Source organism: Sphaerisporangium rufum (genome assembly GCF_016863395.1).
In the GTDB taxonomy this organism is placed as follows: Bacteria; Actinomycetota; Actinomycetes; order Streptosporangiales; family Streptosporangiaceae; genus Sphaerisporangium; species Sphaerisporangium rufum.
Window position 1 is genome coordinate 13,866 of the sequence record NZ_BOOU01000012.1, and the last position, 18,298, is coordinate 32,163.

The following is an 18,298-nucleotide window of genomic DNA, read 5'->3' on the forward strand; positions in this document are numbered from 1 at the left end:
TGGCAGAACCATCGGGGACGGCAAGCCCTCGCCGGCGGCGCGCACGCCGGGCCCGGTCACCGCGTTTTTCGGTGACCGGTCTTGGCGCCGCGGCCGGATGGCCTTCCACGAGCGGAGATACGCGCGGGCCGTGCCGCCGGTTCGATCCGCGCGCCGGCGATCATCTCCGGATGCTCGGCGCTGGACGGAGAAACCGAATGAAAGATCCACGCCGGTGCACCCGTCGCGGACCGGTCGCGGCCGCGCGACCGGTGCACCGGGGCCCGACGCGGGCGTCGGTTCCGGCAGGAGTCCCCGGCGACGCGTGCGGTGGTTCCGGGTGGCCGCTCTCCCGGCCGGCGGATGCGACGGCCGGCCCGGGTCTCGCGGTCGTCCGCTCGGGTCGGCGGGCAGATAACCGGTAAAACGGTTTTCCCGGCGGCGCCCACCGTGATGGGGTGGCCTCCGTGATTCGCAACAAACTGTGTGAAACGGGACTGGATGATCGGGTGAGCGGCGGGGCGGGGCCGGTGGGGGAGTGAGCCGGCGGATGCTGTTCCTGCTGGCGGTGACCTGCGGGGTCGCGGTCGGCAACGTGTACTTCCCGCAGGCCGGCATCGCGCCGGTGGCCGCCGGGTTCGGCGTCCCGCCCGGTACGGCCGCGCTGGTGGTGACCGCGGTGCAGGCCGGGTACGCCGCCGGGATCTTCCTGCTGGTGCCGCTCGGCGACCGGGTCCCGCACCGCCGGCTGATCGTCACCCTGCTGGTGCTGACCGGCCTGGGCCTGGCCGCGGCGGCCGCCGCGCCCGGGCTGGGAACGCTGGTCGCGGCGAGCGCGGCCATCGGCGTCACCACCGTGGTCGCGCCGATCGCCGGGCCGATGGCGGCCGGCCTGGTGCCGGCGGGACGGCGGGGCGTGGTCAGCGGGACGCTGCTCAGCGGCTCGCTCGGCGGCATGCTGCTGTCTCGCACCGCCGGCGGGGCGCTCGGCGAGCGGCTCGGCTGGCGGGTCCCGTACCTGGTGGCGGCGCTGCTCACCCTGGCGCTGGCCGCGCTGCTGCACCGCGCGCTGCCCGCGCACCGGCGGGCGTCCGGGGACCGGCCGGAACCGGAACCGCCGCGCCCGCGGGTGGTGGCGGCCGGGCGGCGTTACCTGGCACTGATCATCGAGCCGCTGCGGCTGCTGCGCGCCGAGCCGGAGCTGCGCCGGTCCGGCCTCTACCAGGCGGCGATCTTCGGCGGGTTCTCCGCGGCGTGGACCGGGCTGGCGCTGTTGCTCACCGGGCCGCCCTACCGGCTGGGCGCGCAGGCGTTGGGGCTGCTCGCGCTGGTCAACGCGGTCACCATGCTGTGCACGCCAGTGGCCGGCCGCCAGGTGGACCGCCGCGGATCGGACGCGGTCAACCTCGTCACCATGACCGCGGTGATCGTCGCGGCCGGCGTCCTGCTGGCCGGCGGCGCGGGCGGCTGGGCCGGCCTCGCGGCGCTGGCCGCCGGCACGCTGCTGCTGGACGTCGCGATGCAGTCCGGCATGGTCGCCAACCAGGTGCGCATCTACGCGCTGCCCGTGGAGATCCACGCCCGGCTGAACACCGCGTACATGGTATGCGCGTATCTCGGCGGCGCGGCCGGGTCGTGGCTGGCCGCCCGGGCCCACGCCCTGGCCGGCTGGCCGGCCGTGTGCGCCCTGGTCGCGCTGCTCGCCGCCGCGGTTCTCGCCGTCCACCTGGCGGTCACCCGCGCCCGGCGCCGCGGCGGCGCGGGCGGTCCGGTGGCGGCCCCGAAGGTGGCCGGGATCGAGTGAGCGGGCACGCCGGGCGGCCCGTGCCGGCCGGTGGCCGGCGACCCGAGGCCCCGCGTCACGGCCGTTGCCTCGCCCCGCCGCCGGTCCGGGCCCCCGAGACCGGCGCCGGCGGGGATGCCGCCACCGGCGAGGTGCCGCCGGCGGTTCCCGCGGGGGCGGTGGCCGCCCGGCGGACGGGCGGGTCCGGGGGTCAGCCGGCGGGCCACCAGTCGGGCAGGTCGGGCTCGTCGGAGGCCCGGGACGGCTCGGGGCCGTCCGGGCCGACCCGGATCATGCGGACGCCGCGGATGATGCGGAACAGGTGGCCGGCGACGACCAGGTCACCGGTGATCCGGCCGGGCGGGCACCCGGCGGTGCGCACCGCCTCGGCGACCTCGTCGGCGGTCCAGCCGGGCGGCGGGAAGCGGGGGAGGATCTCCCGGAAGTAGCCGGCCAGCGCCTCGCGTGCCCGGCCCGGCCCGGACGCCTGGCCGACCGGCGTCCAGTCGCCGTCCCGCAGCTCCATGGCCCGGTAGCACAGCGGCAGCAGGACGATGCCGGGGTATCTCTCCAGCGCGGCCCGGGCGTCCAGCCAGGTCTGCGCGGACACCGTGCCGGGCTCGGGAACGAGATTGACCAGGTCCAGCCGCAGCGCGGCCTCGGTCGGCGCGGTCGGCGCCACCGGGTCGAGCAGGAACCCCCGCTCGGGGTGGCGGTCGGCGGGGTCGACGTCGGTCACCCGGGCCGGCTCCGGCCCGTCGGCGCCCCAGCGGACGAACTCGTGCCCGCGGACGACGCGGTAGCGGCGCCCGCCGACCACCCACTCGTTGCCGCGCGCCGGCCGGCCCCGGTCCAGCCCGGGGTCCAGCCGGGTGGCCAGCCGGAACATCTCCGCCCGGACCGCCGGGTCGCGGGTGCGCCGGCCGGTGCGGCGCAGGTGGGACGCGAAGCCGACCCGCACGTCCCACGGGTCGGATTCGGCGCCGAGGACGATGCGCCACCGCCCGTCGTAGGCGGCCAGCCAGAACTGGGCGGGGCCGCCGCCCATCAGCGCCGGGTACCGCACCGAGCGCTCCGCGGCCTCGCGTTCCTGCGCCGCCAGGGCGGTGCCGGCCACCTCGATCACGTTGATCAGGCCGAAGCCGGGCATGCTGCCGGGGGTCATGCCCATATGGTGACCGCTCGCCGCCGGATACGCCACGTGTTCGTTCGGATTCGTAGCGTGTGCGACCGGGGTGTCGGGGCGGGCCGGCCGATCCGCTGGTGTGGGCGCCACCGCCCCGGCGGTCAGCGCCGATGTCCGTCCGCTTCCGGCGCGCCCAGGACAGGTTCGCGGGCGGCGGCCAGGCGGGTGGTGACCCGCAGGCCCCACTCCGCGGCGGACCGGTCGACGCTCAGCAGGTCGGGAAGCAGAACGGCCGCCCGGAGCACCCGCCACGACGGATACCAGCGGCCGGCGAGGGCGCCGGCCCGCCGGACGTGCGTGGCCGCCGCCGTGCCGCTCATCATGCCGATCCGCAGTCCGGTACGGGCGAGATGGACGCCGTCCGCCCATTGGGCGGCAAGGACGCTCGGCACCCGCTCGCCGGGGTCGAGGACGCCCCGGCCGCGCAGTTCCGCCTCGGCACGCTCCACGGCGTCCGCCACCTGGTGCAGCAGCGACCGCTGTGCCGGGGAGGCAGACTCGTCCAGCGCGTGCCGCCACAGGTCCGGACCGGCGAGTTCCCGCCGGCGTAGCACCTCCTCCACCGCCGACAGCGCCGGTCGCACCACCTCCGCGGTGCCGCCGAGCACCGCCCACAGCGCGGCCCGCAGGTTGTCCTCCACCGGCATGTCGGGATCCTCGGCCTTGACCAGGCGCTCGGCCTCCGCCCAGGCGTGGCGGCGCGAGCACCGGCGCGGCAGGACGTTGACCGGTTCTCCGGCACGGGTGGCGCGCAGCGCGCCGACGGCGAGCCCGGCGGCCAGCTCGGGATCGTAGGACGGGTCGTCCTCCCATCGGGGCTCCTCCGCCGGTGGGCGCCTCAGTGATCTGCGGCCGAGCATGCGGTAGGCGGTGCCGTACACCCAGAGCAGCACGGTGCCGGCCAGCACGGGGCCGAGAATCCACGGCAGGACGGTTTCGAGCGTCATCGGGTCGGGGCCGGTCGCGCCTGCCAGGCCAGGGTCCGCCAGGGGCTTGCCGGGTCGCCGGTCAGGACGCGGTGCGTGGCCAGCGCGGTGTCGTACCACATGCCGAACTCGTCGTTGTCGAACTGCAGGACACGGCCCAGGATGTAGCCGGCGGAGTACTCGTCCCACGACCGGTAGGTGGCGGCGGCGAGCGCGCCGGCCTGGAGCACCGCGGTCCGCGCCTCGGGCTCGCCGCAGTAACCGGCGCGCAGGTTCCACAGCGCCAGCGGAGGGACGCGGCCGTAGTCGAAGGCGCGCACGGTGTGGACCAGGCCTTCCAGCGGGAGCACCCCGTCGGCGCGCAGCCGTGCCTCGTAGCGGGTGATCCGTTCGGCGATCGCGCCCAGTTCGGTGATGGCGATCTCGCTGAAGCCGCACTCCCGGCCCGTCTGGAGCAGGGCGTCCCGCCACTGCGCCAGGTTGGGGGGGAAGCCGGCCTGGGCGAGCCACCGCTGCCGGATGCCGAGCGCCACCTTCACCGCCGGGTCGCCGCCCGCCGCGTCGAGCAGGTTCGTGACGGTCTCGCCCCAGGAACGGGCGTCGGTGATGCCCCAGATGTCGCGTAGGTCGGCGATGGCGATGCTCGGGTGCTCGCGGTCCGGAACCAGCGCGTTCCACGGCTCGCCGTTGGCGTGCAAGAGGGGCGCACCGCACGCCATGGCCTGGGCGAACTCGCCGACGATCGGGGCACCGGGGAAGGTGACCAGCCGGTGCATCCGCAACTGTTTACGAACGACCCGGCCGGCGCGGACGCCTCGGACCACCCCCCACCCGGATAGACCGACGGCGAGGACCATCAGTACCACGATCACGGCGAACATGAGATCGGACATCGCGCATCTCCAGCATTGATCCCCGGCGGGAGCGATCGGGCCCCCTCCCTAAATGATCAAGCTTATCCGCAAATGTGATCTTGTCGGAATCCGCAGGCCACCGGGCCGGTGCGGGCACCTCCCGGCCGGGCGAGGCCGGCGGCGGACCGCCGCGGCTCCCGCGGTCACCGCGGCGCGGGGCCGGCGACGGAGAACGTCTCGCCGTTCGCCGGGACGCCCACCTCGAACCAGGTGAACGGGACACCGGTCGCGCCGGCCGGGTCCGGCCGGTCCATCAGCTGGAAGTGGACGTGCGGCTCGCTGGAGTTGCCGGAGTCGCCGCACTCGGCCAGCACCTGCCCGGCGGTGACCCGGTCGCCCGCGCGCACCTTGAGCGAGCCGCGGCGCAGGTGGGCGTAGAGGGCGAAGGTGCCGTCTCCGAGGTCGAGCACCAGATGGTTGCCGATGACCCGGTGTGCGCCCAGCAGCTCGCGGACGGCGCCCTCCACCACCAGGTAGAGCAGCGCGGGATAGGAGTTGCGGCTCAGGTGATCGCGCTGCCGGTCGGTCGCGCGGACCACCGTGGCGTCGGCGACGGCGTGCAGCGGCGCGCCGAACGCGGGGAAGTCGCGGTTGCGGCGCATGATCGGCCACCAGCCGAAGCGGGGGCGGGTCCCGCCGGCCGGCTCGGCGACGACGTCGATCGCGTACGTCTGGCCGTAGGCGTGCGTGCCGTGGCTGGGCGCCTTGTCGGCCGGGCTGTTGAGCGCCGACCATCGCCCGGTGACCGGCGGGCGGACCTCGACGGGCCGGGTCTGATCGGCGGTGGGCGCCCGGCCGGCGGCGAACTGCAGGACGAGCATCGCGCCGAGCGGGATCCACGCCCACATCCAGGAGATGTCGTAGTAGTAACTCGCCACCACCAGGGCGAAGAACGCCGCCCAGCAGCACCGGTTCAGCGTCGTGACATTGCGGTGCATCGGAGACCTCCATCGTCGGTATCGGGCTGGTCTGGGAGTGCTCGGACGACTCCCCTCCTTCCGGTGGGCCGCTCCGGGGCGGAACTCAGGGCCGGGAGGCGAGCAGCGCCACCAGCAGCGGGACCACCCGCCCTGGCGGGACCTCGTGCCGGCCGCGGCCGGTGGTGTGCAGCCAGCCGGCCGCGGCGAGTTGCCGCAGGTGGTGGTACACCTGCCCGGTGGTGCCCAGGCCGGGGAGTTCGGTCAGCTCGGCGGCGGTACGCCGGCCGCCGAGGATCTCGCGCAGCAGGCGCAGCCGGACCGGATGGCCGAGGGCCGCGAACGACTCCGCGGCGGCCGGCCAGTCGCCGGCCAGCAGCGCGTCGGTGCCGAGCGCCTGCTGCCACTCGTAGCGCTCGCCGGCCGGCAGGCGAACCGTGCCGGTGAACAGCACGCCGCCGTCGCCGGCGCCGTCGGCGGCCAGCTTCGCGGTGAGGCCGTCCAGCGCCCAGAAGTCGCCGTCCGCCCGGGCGCCGTCCGGGCGGACGGCGCGCCCGGCGCCCTCCAGTTCGGCGACCCGGCGCTCCAGCTCGGCGAGTCGCTCCTCCAATTCCATATTTTCGATATTACGTAATCACGTAGATATGTCAATCGGGCAGGTGCCATGGCCACGAGACCGGGGTGGTCGATCGGGTCTGCCGCGCGCCCGGTATCGGCCCGCCGGTTCCTGATCAAGGGCGGGACCGGGTCCGTTATCTCTCCCAGCGAACGGCGGAGCAGCTCAGCGGCCGGAAAATCAGGCGATACCGGCCGCGGCCTCGTATAACGTGATCCGAGTGAATCTCCCCCGTCGCGGCGAGGTGGGACCGTGCTGAGCCGGCTGCTCCGCGCCCATCTGCGTCCCTACTCGGCCGCCCTGGCGCTGGTCGTGCTGTTCCAGCTGGTCGGCACCATCGCGTCCCTGTACCTGCCCAGCCTGAACGCCGACATCATCGACCGGGGCGTCGCCCGCGGCGACACCGGTTACATCCTCGGTACCGGCGGGTGGATGCTGGCGGTGTCGCTGCTGCAGATCGCCTGCGCGATCGCCGCCGTCTACTACGGCGCCAAGGTGGCGGCCGGCTTCGGCCGGGACGTGCGCGGCGCGGTGTTCCACCGGGTGATCGGGTTCTCCACCCGGGAGGTCACCGGCCTGGGCGCGCCGTCACTGATCACCCGCTGCACCAACGACGTGCAGCAGGTGCAGATGCTGGTCGTGATGACCTGCACGATGCTGGTCGCCGCCCCGATCATGGGGGTCGGCGGCATCATCATGGCGCTGCGCGAGGACGTCGGCCTGTCGTGGCTGATGCTGGTCTGCGTCCCGGCGCTGCTCATCTCGGTCGGCCTGATCGTCTGGCGGATGGTGCCGCAGTTCCGCCTCATGCAGGAGCGCATCGACCTGGTCAACCAGGTGCTGCGCGAGCAGCTCACCGGCATCCGGGTGGTCCGGGCCTTCGTCCGCGAGCGCGAGGAGACCCGGCGGTTCGCCGCGGCCAACGAGGCGCTGACCGACACCGCGCTGCGCGTCGGGCGGCTCACCGCGCTCATCTTCCCCACCGTGATGCTGATCTTCAACGCCTCCATGGTCGCGGTGCTGTGGTTCGGCGCCTCCCGGGTGGACGGCGGCGAGATGCAGGTCGGCGGGCTGATCGCCTTCCTCAGCTATCTGATGCAGATCCTCACCGCGATGATGATGGCCACCTTCATCTCGATCATGATCCCGCGGGCCGCCGTGTGCGCCGAGCGCATCGTGGAGGTGCTGGACACCGACTCCTCGGTGCGCGCCGCCGGCCGCCCGGTCCGCGAGGTGCACCGCCGGGGCGAGGTGGAGATGCGCGAGGTGGAGTTCCGCTATCCCGGCGCGGCGGCGCCCGTGCTGTCCGGCATCACCTTCCAGGCCCTGCCCGGGCGGACCACCGCGGTCATCGGCAGCACCGGCTCGGGCAAGACGACGTTGCTGTCGCTGATCCCGCGGCTGTTCGACGCGACCGCAGGCACCGTGTCGGTGGACGGCGTGGACGTGCGCGAGCTGGACCCGCAGGTGCTATGGACCAGGATCGGCCTGGTGCCGCAGAAGCCCTACCTGTTCAGCGGCACCGTGGCCAGCAACCTGCGGTACGGCAATCCCGCCGCCACCGACGAGGAGCTGTGGGAGGCGCTGGAGGTGGCGCAGGCCCGCGACTTCGTCGAAGCGATGCCCGAAGGCCTGGCCGCGCCCATCTCCCAGGGCGGCACCAACGTCTCCGGCGGGCAGCGGCAGCGGCTGTCCATCGCCCGGGCCCTGGTGGCCCGGCCGGAGATCTACCTCTTCGACGACGCGTTCTCCGCGCTCGACCTGGCCACCGACGCCCGGCTGCGCGCCGCGCTGCGCCCCTACACCGCCGAGGCCGCCGTGGTCATCGTCGGGCAGCGGGTGTCCACCATCGCCGACGCCGACCAGATCATCGTGCTGGACGGCGGCCGCATCGCCGGCATCGGCACCCATCACCAGCTGCTGGAGACCTGCCCCACCTACGTGGAGATCGTGGAGTCCCAGCTGACCGCGGAGAGTGCGGCATGAGCGACCGTCCCACCGCGCCGGCGGGCAAGGCGCCCGCCGCGCCCGCCGCACCGGCCCGCCCGCCGGCCGGCGGCGGCCCGTTCGGGCGCGGCCCGTTCGGCGGCGCCGGGATGCCCGCCGAGAAGTCGATGGACTTCTGGCCGTCCGCCCGCCGGCTGCTCGGCCGGCTGCGCCCGGAACGGCCCCGGCTGGTGGCGGTCATCCTGCTCGCGGTGTCCAGCGTGGCACTGCAGGTCATCGGGCCCAAGATCCTCGGCCACGCCACCGACCTGATCTTCAGCGGCGTGGTGTCCCGCGGGCTGCCGTCCGGCATCACCGCCGAGCAGGCGGTCCAGGGCGCCCGCGCGTCCGGCAACGGCAACCTCGCCGACATGCTCGCCCGGATGGACCTGACGCCTGGCCGGGGCATCGACTTCGTCGCGCTCGGCACCACGCTGACCTGGGTGCTCGTCATCTTCGTGGTGTCCTCGCTGTTCATGTGGCTGCAGGGCCACCTGCTCAACGACGTCACCCAGCGCACCGTCTACCGGCTGCGCTCGGACGTGGAGGACAAGCTGCACCGGCTGCCGCTGCGCTATTTCGACGGCCGGCCGCGCGGCGAGCTGCTCAGCCGGGTCACCAACGACATCGACAACGTCGCCCAGACCATGCAGCAGACGCTCAGCCAGCTGCTGGTCTCGGTGCTCACCGTGGTCGGCGTGCTGGCGATGATGTTCGTGATCTCGCCGCTGCTCGCGCTGATCGCGCTGGTCACCGTGCCGGTGTCCATGGTGCTCACCGGCCTGGTGGCCAAGCGCTCGCAGAAGCTGTTCGTCGCGCAGTGGGCGCACACCGGCACCCTGAACGGCCACATCGAGGAGGCGTTCACCGGGCACGAGCTGGTCAAGGTGTTCGGGCGCGGCCCGGAGGTCGAGGAGGTCTTCCGGCAGCGCAACGAGGAGCTGTACAAGTCGAGCTTCGGCGCCCAGTTCATCAGCGGGATCATCATGCCGCTGATGATGTTCGTCGGGAACCTCAACTACGTGGCGGTCGCCGTGGTCGGCGGCCTGCGGGTGGCCACCGGCTCGATGTCGCTGGGCGACGTGCAGGCGTTCATCCAGTACTCTCGCCAGTTCACCCAGCCGCTCAGCCAGGTCGCCTCGATGGCCAACCTGCTGCAGTCCGGGGTGGCCTCGGCCGAGCGGGTCTTCGAGCTGCTGGACGCCGCCGAGCAGGAGCCGGACCCGGCCGAGCCGGTGCCGGCCACCGCGCGGCGCGGGCGGGTGGAGTTCGAGCACGTCTCGTTCCGCTACGAGCCGGACCGGCCGCTCATCGAGGACCTGTCGCTGGTCGCCGAGCCCGGCCACACCATCGCCATCGTTGGCCCCACCGGCGCCGGGAAGACCACCCTGGTCAACCTGATCATGCGGTTCTACGAGCTGGACGCCGGCCGGATCACCCTGGACGGGGTGGACATCACCGCGATGAGCCGCGACGAGCTGCGCGCGCAGACCGGCATGGTGCTCCAGGACACCTGGCTGTTCGGCGGCACCATCCGCGACAACATCGCCTACGGCGACCCGCGGGCCACCGAGGAGCAGATCATGGCCGCGGCCCGGGCGACCTATGTCGACCGGTTCGTGCGCACGCTGCCGGACGGCTACGACACGGTGATCGACGACGAGGGCGGCAACGTCAGCGCCGGCGAGAAGCAGCTGCTCACCATCGCTCGCGCGTTCCTCGCCGACCCCTCGCTGCTCATCCTGGACGAGGCGACCAGCTCGGTGGACACCCGCACCGAGGTGCTGGTGCAGCACGCCATGGCGGCGCTGCGCTCCGACCGCACCAGCTTCGTCATCGCGCACCGGCTGTCCACCATCCGCGACGCCGACCTCATCCTGGTGATGGAGGAGGGCAGCATCGTCGAGCACGGCACGCACGAGGAGCTGCTCGCCGCCCGCGGCGCCTACCACCGGCTGTACTCGGCGCAGTTCGCCGGCGCCCTGGTGCCGGCGGACGGCGAAGCCGCCCAGGGCTGACCCCGTCCGATCATCCGGCCCCGGCCACCCGGCCGCGCGACACGGCGTGGCCGGGGCCGGCGGCTCAGCCGGGGGTCTGCGCCGTCTCCAGCCGGCGGATGATCGGCGTCACCAGCTCGTTCAGCTCGCGGACCAGCACGGTGACGGCCAGCCGGGCGGACTCGGCCAGCCCGGCGGACGGGCCCTCCGGGGCCGGCGGCAGCGCGTCCAGCGGCACCGGCGCGTCGATCAGCAGGGTGGTGCGCAGGAACGGCGCGCGGCTCACGTCCTGGTCGGTGGGCTCCAGGTACTGGCCGAAGGTCTGCGGCCACTCGCGCCAGCCGCGGTCGCGCCACCACTCGCGCGAGGCGGTCAGCTCGGCCGGCAGCGGGGACACCATCAGGATGTGCGCGGTCAGCGTGCCGTCCCACGGGTTGCGGTCGCAGGCGGCCGACAGGATGCGCCGGTGCCGGCGGACGTACGGCGGGGACGGCGTGACGGCCAGCCGCCAGGCGGCGCAGGCGAAGGTGACCGGCGCGATGTCGCCGTAGGACCCCTCGAACGCGAGGCTGTGCTTGTGGACGTATTCGGCGTAGTGGCTGAGGCCGTCCGCGGCGAGCTGCCGGTCGTGGCCGTGGTCGATCCAGAAGGCATCGTGCTCGCCCATGCGTACCTCTCCGTGCGGTGGTCCCGCCCGCCATCCAACGCGATCCGGCCGGGGCGGCGCGCCCGGTTTCTCCCACAGCCGACAGCCGGCCGGCCGCGGCCGCCGATGCTCACCGAAAGTGGCGTCCCGGTGATAGCTCGCAGTCGGAAAAGGGCGCACAATCGGGGCGAGTTCCAGCAGTTCGGGGGATCCACCAGCCGTCCGCTTCCGATCACGAGAGACGAAGGCAGCCGATGGACGAGGGCCACCGCCCGGAAGAGCAGGGCACCGAGATCGAGCTCGACTTACCCGACCTCGATCTGACCGACATCGACGCGCTGGACGGCACCGCGCTGGGCGCGATCCTCCAGGAGATCTACGGCTCCGGCCGCGACATCACCGCCGGCGGCTCGCCGGTGGGGCAGATCTTCAGCTCGCACAGCTCGCACAGCCGGTTCAGCTCGTTCAGCTCGTTCTCCTCCTTCAGTTCCTTCTCGTCGTTCTCCTCCTTCAGCTCGCACAGCTCCACCTCGTGGGCGACGTAGCCGGGCGGCCGGCGGCGGTCACCGGCGCCGAGCCGTTCCGGTCGTTCATCTGCAAGGTGGCCTCGCGCTGCAACCTCGACTGCGACTACTGCTACGTCTACCGGCACGCCGACCAGTCCTGGCGCGCCCAGCCGCAACGCATGTCGCTGGCGACGGCCGCCCAGCTCGGCCGGCGGATCAACGAGCACGCCGTCGCGCACGGCCTGGCCCAGGTCGACTTCGTGCTGCACGGCGGCGAGCCGCTGCTGCTCGGGGTGGACTACCTGCGGGCGCTGTGCCAGGCGGTCACCCGGCACGCCCCGGACGTGCGGATCAGGTGGAACGGGCAGACCAACGGCACCGCGCTCACCGAGGAGGTGCTGGACTTCTGCCAGGAGTGGGACGTCACCTTCGGGCTCAGCGTCGACGGCCCGCGCGCGGTGAACGACCGGCACCGGCGCGACCACGCCGGCCGGTCGTCGTTCGACGAGGTGGCCCGGGCGCTGGAGTTGTTCGGCGGCGAGCGCGGCCGGCCGTACTGGGGCGGCGTGCTGGCGGTGATCGACCTGGCCGCCGACCCGCTGGAGTGCTACTCCTACCTGCGCTCGTTCGGCCCGCCGTCCATCGACTTCCTGCTGCCGCTCGGGCACCACGACCTGCGGCCGCCCGGCAAGGAGCACAGCCTGACCGGCACCCCGTACGCCGACTGGCTGCTGGAGATCTTCCAGGTCTGGTACCGCGAGCGGCCGCAGCCGCTGCGCATCCGCCGGTTCCGCGACATCATCGCGCTCTACCTCGGCGCCACCCGCAGCTCCGAGGAGTGGGGACTGCAGGCGGTCGACTTCATCGTGGTGGAGACCGACGGGGAGATCCAGGCGGTCGACACGCTCAAGGTGACCTATCCGGGCGCCTGCCGGCTCGGCCTGGACATCTTCCGGCACGACTTCGACGCGGCGCTCGCCTCCCCGCTGGTCCGCGCCCGCCAGGAGAGCTGGCGGGCGCTCGGCGAGACCTGCCGCCGCTGCGAGGTGGTCCGCGTCTGCGGTGGCGGCTACTTCCCCCAGCGGTACTCGCGGCGCGGCGGCTTCCAGAACACCTCGGTCTACTGCGCCGACCTGATGAAGCTCATCCGCACGGTCACCGGCACGGTGCTGGCCGACCTGCGCGAGGTGTCCCGGCCCCCGACCGAAAGGCCCGCGCGGTGACCGTCCGACTCGACACCACCACGATCGCCTCCTTCGCCGCGCCGGCCGGCCGCACCGGCCCGAACCGCGCGGTGTTCGCCGCCCGCTACTACGACACCCTGGTCGGGCTGCGCCGGCTGCGCGACCTGCTCGCCGACGCCCGGCCGGACTGCCTGGCCGAGTCGGGGTACGCCGAGCACCTGGCCGTGCTGAGCACCGCCCCCGGCCCGGTGCAGCGGCGGGTGCTCGGCCATCCGAGCGCGGGCTTCTGGGTGGACGTGGCGTGGAGCCTGGTCCGCCGCCGCGCGCACGAGCGCTTCCCCGGCATGCACCTGGTCCCGCACCTGCGGGAGTTCGCCCGGTTCGCCGCGAGCGCGGCGGTGCTGGCCGGCGGCTCATCCCCGCCGGCGGCCGTCCGCGCCGACCGCGACGGGCGGGTCGCGCTGCCCGGCGCCGGCCTGGCCCTGCGGCCGCGCGGCGCCACCCCGTACGCCCGCACCACGCTCGCCGTCGAGGCCGGCGAGCCGGCCGGCGGGCCGCACCTGGACCGGGTGCCCCACCTGGCGGCCGGCCCCGAGCTGAACTGGCTGGACGCCGACCTGCGGCTGGGCGGCCGCACCCGCTACGACTTCGCCGTGCTCGCAGCGCCGGAGGCCGAGCGGTGGCGGCGGGAACTGGACGAGTGCTTCGCGACGGTGCGGCGGGTGCACGAGCCGCTGCACGCCGAGCTGGCCGGCGGGCTGCGGGCGATCGTGCCGATCCGCGCGCCGGACGCCTCGACGCACGTCAGCGGCAGCTTCCGCGAGGCGCCCGGCCTGGTCGCACTCGCGCTCGGCACCGAGGTGGCCACGGTCGAGGCCCTGGTCCACGAGTACGGGCACCAGAAGTTGTACGCGCTGATGATGCTGGACCCGCTCATCGCCGGCGACACCGGCGAGGCCGTGCACTACTCGCCCTGGCGGGACGACCCGCGCCCGCTCGGCGGGCTGCTCCAGGCGGTCTACACCTTCGTGTCGGTGCTGCACTTCTACCGGGCCGCGCTCGGCACGCCGGGCACCGGCGGCCTGCCCGCCGCCGAGGTGATCACCCGCGCCTACCAGCTGACCGGCCAGGTGCGCGACGGGCTGGCCGGGCTGCGCGAGCGCGACGCGTTCTCGCCGCTCGGCCGGGCGCTGGCCGCGGCGCTGGAGCTGCGGCTGGCCGAGGCGACCGGGGACCTGCCCGCGCCGCCGGCGGCCGACCGCCGCGGAATCGACGCGGCGCGCCGGGAGCACCGGGCCCGCTGGGCCGCGCGCAACGGCCCGGCGAATCCGGCACCCCCGGGCGCCCGCGCCGAGCCCGCCGGCCGGCCGGCGACCGCATCGTCGGGCGCGGCGGCCCTTCCACCGGCAGACCCGGCGGACCGAGATCCGGCGGGCCGGGATCCGGCGGACCGGGTGGGCCGGGCGGGTTCGGGGGGGCCGGTGACCCGGGTGGCGGGCTCGTCCGGTCCGGTGGCAGAGGCAGGACCGGACGGCGGGGCGCGAACCGAGCTGGAGGCGCGCACCCTGCGGGCGCTCGGCCTGCCGGAACGGTGGACGGCCGGCGCCATCCTGCGCCGCTGGTACCCGGGCGACTCCCTGCTGGAACGGGTGCGCCACCTGAGCGAGCGGGGCGAGCTCGTCCTGCCGCCCGCGCCGGCCGGCGCCTCGCTGATCACCGACCTGGCCGCGGCGCACGCCGCCTACGTCCGCGACGACCATCCGGAGGCGGCGGCGCGTTACGCGGCGTGCGTCGCGCACGACCCGGGCAGCCCGTACTTCTGGCAGTGCTACGCCTTCGCGCTGCGGCACCTGGGCCGGCACGCCGAGGCGCTGTACATCCTGGCGCACACCGCCTACCTGCTGACCACCGGCCGGGTGCCCGACCCCGCCACCGACGTGCGCCGGACCCCGGCCGCCCGGAACTGGGGCCTGGCGCTGCCGCCCGCCGGGCCGGAGCCGTCCGGCCCGGCGGCCGGCCCCACCGGCGACGCGGTCGCCGACGAGCTGCGGCACAGCCGGTACCGGGACTTCGTCGCGGCGACCGGCGGCGGGCAACTGCCGGCGCTCATCGCGGTCGCCCAAGGGCTGAAGCCGGCGATGGACGTGTGGATCCCGCCGGCCGGGTGGCCGGCGTTCCTGCGCGCCGCCGACCGGCTGGGCCTGGTTCACCACGTGGACGCGTGCTTCGACCGGCACTCACCGCAGCTCGCCCAGGTGCCGCCCGACCAGCTGACCACCACCCGGGCCGGGTTCAGCCCGGAGCTGCGGCCCGGCACCGAGGCGCACGTGTTCCTGGCCCGGGACCGCGCGGCGCTCGACCGGGTGGTGGGCGCCGGATGGTACCCGCTGGTCATCGGCGGCAAGGTGGTCAACAAGCACCGCGCCGACCACGACAAGTTCGGCGACGCGCTCGGCTACCCGCCCTGCTGCCAGGAGTTCTTCCGGCACCGCAACAACTGGCACGACGACAACACCTACTACGCGGCGCTGCTGGCCACCAAGGGCGAGCCGTCGGCCTGGTGCAACCCGTTCCTGCGCCACACGATGTACGGCCTGGTTCCGTACATGCCCTGTTCGTACGCGTGCCCGGCCACCACCGCGTTCGCCGGGCGGCTGCGCGACGCCGTCGCCGGGGAGCTGCCGGAGTACCTGGCGGCGATGGAACGGGCGCTGCGCAAGCCGTTGCTGTGCGTGTCGGAGCTGCGCATGTACTGGTTCCACGACGAGTCGGTGACGCGGGACGACGCCGGGGAGGGCGTGGTGACGATCGCCTACCGGGGCGTGGAGTCGCTCTACCCGATCGAGGAGGACGACCCGCTGTGCCGGCTGCTGGCGTCCGGGGACCGGCTGGAGCTGGACGGCGAGGTCATCCGGGTGTACGCGGGGGACGCCTACGTCGGCGGCCATCAGGCCCGCGGCGACCGGCACGGCCCCGAGTGCCCCTTCGTGCTGACCTTCGCTCCCTGACCGGCGACTCCGACCGGCGACCCTGGGAGGAGCCGCCTGCCGGCCCTACCTGCGGCCGGCCCGCCGGGATCGCGGCACCGGACGCCTGGCGGCCACCGGTCCCGGCGAGCCGGCGATCCGGGGGGCCCGCTCCTGCCGGGCCGCCGGTCGTGCCGGGCTCAGCGGGCCGGGGCGGGGATGCGGCCGATGCCGAGGGTGTTGGCGGTCGGCAGCACGCCGGACTCCAGCGCGGCGACCAGCAGCGGCATGACCAGCTCGGCCAGCCGCTCGGCCCGCTCGGTGCCGAGCGCGCGCCACGGCCCGTAGGCCAGGTCGTCGGTGCGGCGCTCGACCTCCTCGCGCAGCGCCCGGCCGCGCTCGGTGGCCGCGCCGGCCGCGTCCAGCAGGCCGCGGGCGGCGAGCCGGTCCCGGGCGGCGGCCCACTCCTCGGCGGTCCAGCCGCGGCTCGCGAAGGTCTCCTGCGGCGCGGCGCCCACGGCGGCGAACGACACCAGCGCCTCGCACGGGTCCAGCTCCGCGGTGAGCAGCGCGGCGATGTGCCCGTCGCCGCGGTGCTCGCGCAGCACCCCGATGGCCTGCCACAGCGCCAGGTGCGGCTCGTCCGGCCAGGGCAGCGCCGCGTTGGCGGCGGCCAGCGGGCGGCCCGCGGTACCGGCCGCCTCGGCCGCCGCCCGGGCCAGCCGGGCCGCCTCGGCGAGGCCGGGGTCGGTGATCCGGTCGCCGAGCATGGTGCGGTACATCCGGTCCACGGCGCGCAGCCGGCCCGCCAGCACCCGCCGGGCCGGCGCGACGGCCCAGGCGGCCGGGATGTGCTCGGCCACCATGCGCGGGCTGAAGCTGTAGAAGGCCGCGCTCACCAGGGCGGCGCTCGCCTCGCCCAGCGGGGCCGCGCGCCAGGCGAAGTAGCTCGGCCAGCGGCTGTGCACCGGGAACCCCAGATCCGCCGCCTCCTTGAGCATCTCCGGGCCGTACCAGAACGGCGCGTGCACCGGCTCCAGCTGGTGCCACATCCGCCGCGCGAACCCGGGGTCCTCACCCATCGTCCCCACCCTCTCCATACCGGTCCGGTGCTCGCCGGACACCGCGTCGTGCTGATGGTCCGACATATTAGATAGTAGAACTATCGAATGTCCAGTCGAGACGGGATGCGGTGCGGGTCTGTGGTGGCGGGCCCGGGTACGGGACCCGGTGCGGGCGGGCCGCCTTGGGCGATGCGCGGGGATGCGAGGGAACCGGAGGGATTCGGGGGAGGTGGAGGCCCGAAGGGGCCGGCGCGGCCGGCGGGGTCACGCCACCCGGCCGGCCGCGGCGGACGGCGGGGTCAGGGCGACCTGATCTCCGCCGGGGGCCGGCCCTGGGCGGGCCGGGGCTGGCGGATGGTGGTGGACGGCCGGTCGCCCCGCTTGCGCGCGTAATAGGTGGGATAGCAGTCGTAGTAGCACCAGTACGGGTCGCAGTACCGCAGGAAACAGATGTACGGGCGGGTCGCGGCGGATGCCTCGGCCGCCGGGCAGACCACCGCCGAGCCGGTGGCCGGCGCGGTCCGGGCCGCCGCGGACGCGGGCGCCGCCGGCAGGCCGAACCCGGCGCCGGCGATCACCATTCCGGCCAGGGCCGTTCCGGCGGTATGGAGGAACCTGTGCATGATCTTCCCTTCTCGCGGATCGACTTGATCATGATCAAGCTAGCCGGACGATCACCTCAGGTCACGGACCCGTCGCGGTGCGGAGCCGATCTCTGTCGCCGATCTCGGTCGCCGGTGGCGCAGGGCGGTCCAGAGAGTCGATGCCCGATCTCCCGCCTGCGCGGCCAGGACCCGATCCGGCGGGCCGGCGCGTCCTGAGGGGCTCGCGTGCCGCAAGGCCACGGCGCCGGTCGCGGTCGACGCGGCCCCGGCGTGCGTCGGCGGGGCCGCCTAGGAGGTCGAGGAGCAGGGGGGCGGGGGTCAGGGGCGCGTCAGGGGGTGCCGGTTAGCTTGGTGATCATGTGGGAGCCGGATGCCCTGGCGGCGGTGGGCCCGGCGGCCGGACGGCCCGCGCCGGCCGCCGGCGCGGGCCGCCGCCGCTGGAGTGGTGGTCCGCCGGAACGGGCCGCGGGGTGGCGTCGACCGGCGGATCGGCTAGAGTTGAGTTGCTCGCTCTCTTGTACCATTCGTGTTTGTGAAGGCAGGTTCCGCGCCATGACCACACCCCGGACACCGACCGCCGCCGAGGAGTTGCGCGCGGCCGGGCTGCGGGTGACGGCCGCCCGCGTCGCCCTGCTGGAGACCGTCCGGGGCGGTGACCACCTGGAGGCCGAGGCGGTCGCCGCCGGGGTGCGGGAGCGGGTCGGCCACATCTCTCTCCAGGCCGTGTACGAGGCCCTGCACGCCCTCACCGCGGCCGGGCTGGTCCGCCGGATCGAGCCGGCCGGCAGCCCCGCCCGGTTCGAGGGACGCGTGGGGGACAACCATCACCACATCGTGTGCCGGTCATGCGGCACCGTCGCCGATGTCGACTGCGAGGTCGGCGAGGCGCCCTGCCTGACGGCGTCCGACGACCACGGCTTCGTGATCGACGAGGCCGAGGTCATCTACTGGGGGCTGTGCCCCGGGTGCTCCACCGCCCGCAGTTCCCGAGCACTGTGATCCGAGAAGTTCGGAAGGATTCCC

At 74.6% G+C, this 18,298-nt stretch carries 15 protein-coding genes; 7 read left to right on the plus strand and 8 right to left on the minus strand.

All coding sequences use genetic code 11. The features are described 5' to 3' along the window. Window positions 1-529 precede the first annotated feature (529 nt). The gene (locus Sru01_RS03755; RefSeq protein ID WP_203982421.1) at window positions 530-1,783 is read left to right on the plus strand and encodes an MFS transporter; all 1,254 of its coding nucleotides are present in this window, start codon (window positions 530-532) and stop codon (window positions 1,781-1,783) included. Between the two features lie 190 nt (window positions 1,784-1,973). Here Sru01_RS03755 and Sru01_RS03760 read toward each other — a convergent pair whose 3' ends face one another. From Sru01_RS03760 to Sru01_RS03780, 5 genes are all read right to left on the minus strand, one after another. Beyond that, window positions 1,974-2,927, minus strand: coding sequence for a DUF5954 family protein (locus Sru01_RS03760; protein WP_203982422.1), 954 nt, complete (start codon window positions 2,925-2,927; stop codon window positions 1,974-1,976). 122 nt (window positions 2,928-3,049) lie between these two features. Further along, window positions 3,050-3,895 carry a DUF1266 domain-containing protein gene (locus Sru01_RS03765; RefSeq protein WP_203982423.1) on the minus strand — a complete coding sequence of 282 codons (846 nt, stop codon included), beginning with the start codon at window positions 3,893-3,895 and terminating at the stop codon, window positions 3,050-3,052. Next, window positions 3,892-4,767, minus strand: a complete 876-nt coding sequence (locus tag Sru01_RS03770) for a DUF1266 domain-containing protein (protein ID WP_203982424.1) — start codon at window positions 4,765-4,767, stop codon at window positions 3,892-3,894. The genes Sru01_RS03765 and Sru01_RS03770 overlap by 4 nt, the downstream gene beginning before the upstream one ends. A gap of 164 nt (window positions 4,768-4,931) precedes the next feature. Next, window positions 4,932-5,726, minus strand: a complete 795-nt coding sequence (locus Sru01_RS03775; RefSeq protein WP_203982425.1) for a M23 family metallopeptidase — start codon at window positions 5,724-5,726, stop codon at window positions 4,932-4,934. Between the two features lie 85 nt (window positions 5,727-5,811). Next, window positions 5,812-6,321, minus strand: a complete 510-nt coding sequence (locus Sru01_RS03780; protein ID WP_203982426.1) for an ArsR/SmtB family transcription factor — start codon at window positions 6,319-6,321, stop codon at window positions 5,812-5,814. A 252-nt stretch (window positions 6,322-6,573) separates the two neighbouring features. Here Sru01_RS03780 and Sru01_RS03785 point away from each other — a divergent pair, with 252 nt between their 5' ends. Together Sru01_RS03785 and Sru01_RS03790 are read left to right on the plus strand one after the other, a co-directional pair. Then, on the plus strand, window positions 6,574-8,307 hold the full coding sequence (locus tag Sru01_RS03785; protein WP_203982427.1) for an ABC transporter ATP-binding protein: 1,734 nt from the start codon (window positions 6,574-6,576) through the stop codon (window positions 8,305-8,307). Beyond that, window positions 8,304-10,325, plus strand: coding sequence for an ABC transporter ATP-binding protein (locus Sru01_RS03790; protein WP_275412136.1), 2,022 nt, complete (start codon window positions 8,304-8,306; stop codon window positions 10,323-10,325). The genes Sru01_RS03785 and Sru01_RS03790 overlap by 4 nt, the downstream gene beginning before the upstream one ends. Before the next feature lie 64 nt (window positions 10,326-10,389). Here the strand turns inward: Sru01_RS03790 and Sru01_RS03795 are convergent, their stop codons facing one another. Continuing rightward, window positions 10,390-10,971, minus strand: a complete 582-nt coding sequence (locus Sru01_RS03795; RefSeq protein WP_203982428.1) for a hypothetical protein — start codon at window positions 10,969-10,971, stop codon at window positions 10,390-10,392. 233 nt (window positions 10,972-11,204) lie between these two features. Between Sru01_RS03795 and Sru01_RS03800 the strand changes: the two genes are divergently transcribed. Genes Sru01_RS03800 through Sru01_RS03810 form a run of 3 tightly spaced genes read left to right on the plus strand, consistent with a single transcriptional unit; the run spans window position 11,205 to window position 15,648 of the window. Continuing rightward, window positions 11,205-11,495: a hypothetical protein gene (locus tag Sru01_RS03800; RefSeq protein ID WP_203982429.1), complete on the plus strand. Its 291-nt coding sequence runs from the start codon at window positions 11,205-11,207 to the stop codon at window positions 11,493-11,495. Beyond that, the gene (locus Sru01_RS03805; protein WP_203982430.1) at window positions 11,483-12,679 is read left to right on the plus strand and encodes an FxsB family cyclophane-forming radical SAM/SPASM peptide maturase; all 1,197 of its coding nucleotides are present in this window, start codon (window positions 11,483-11,485) and stop codon (window positions 12,677-12,679) included. The genes Sru01_RS03800 and Sru01_RS03805 overlap by 13 nt, the downstream gene beginning before the upstream one ends. Continuing rightward, window positions 12,676-15,648 (plus strand): aKG-HExxH-type peptide beta-hydroxylase, encoded by a 2,973-nt coding sequence (locus Sru01_RS03810; RefSeq protein ID WP_203982431.1) that lies wholly within the window; start codon window positions 12,676-12,678, stop codon window positions 15,646-15,648. The genes Sru01_RS03805 and Sru01_RS03810 overlap by 4 nt, the downstream gene beginning before the upstream one ends. Before the next feature lie 158 nt (window positions 15,649-15,806). Here Sru01_RS03810 and Sru01_RS03815 read toward each other — a convergent pair whose 3' ends face one another. Both Sru01_RS03815 and Sru01_RS03820 read right to left on the minus strand, forming a co-directional pair. Then, on the minus strand, window positions 15,807-16,754 hold the full coding sequence (locus tag Sru01_RS03815; RefSeq protein WP_239136866.1) for an SCO6745 family protein: 948 nt from the start codon (window positions 16,752-16,754) through the stop codon (window positions 15,807-15,809). Between the two features lie 215 nt (window positions 16,755-16,969). Continuing rightward, on the minus strand, window positions 16,970-17,293 hold the full coding sequence (locus tag Sru01_RS03820; protein WP_203982432.1) for a hypothetical protein: 324 nt from the start codon (window positions 17,291-17,293) through the stop codon (window positions 16,970-16,972). A 534-nt stretch (window positions 17,294-17,827) separates the two neighbouring features. Here Sru01_RS03820 and Sru01_RS03825 point away from each other — a divergent pair. Then, a complete protein-coding gene (locus tag Sru01_RS03825) occupies window positions 17,828-18,274 on the plus strand; it encodes a Fur family transcriptional regulator (RefSeq protein WP_203982433.1) in 447 nt (148 codons plus the stop codon). The last annotated feature ends 24 nt before the right edge of the window (window positions 18,275-18,298 follow it).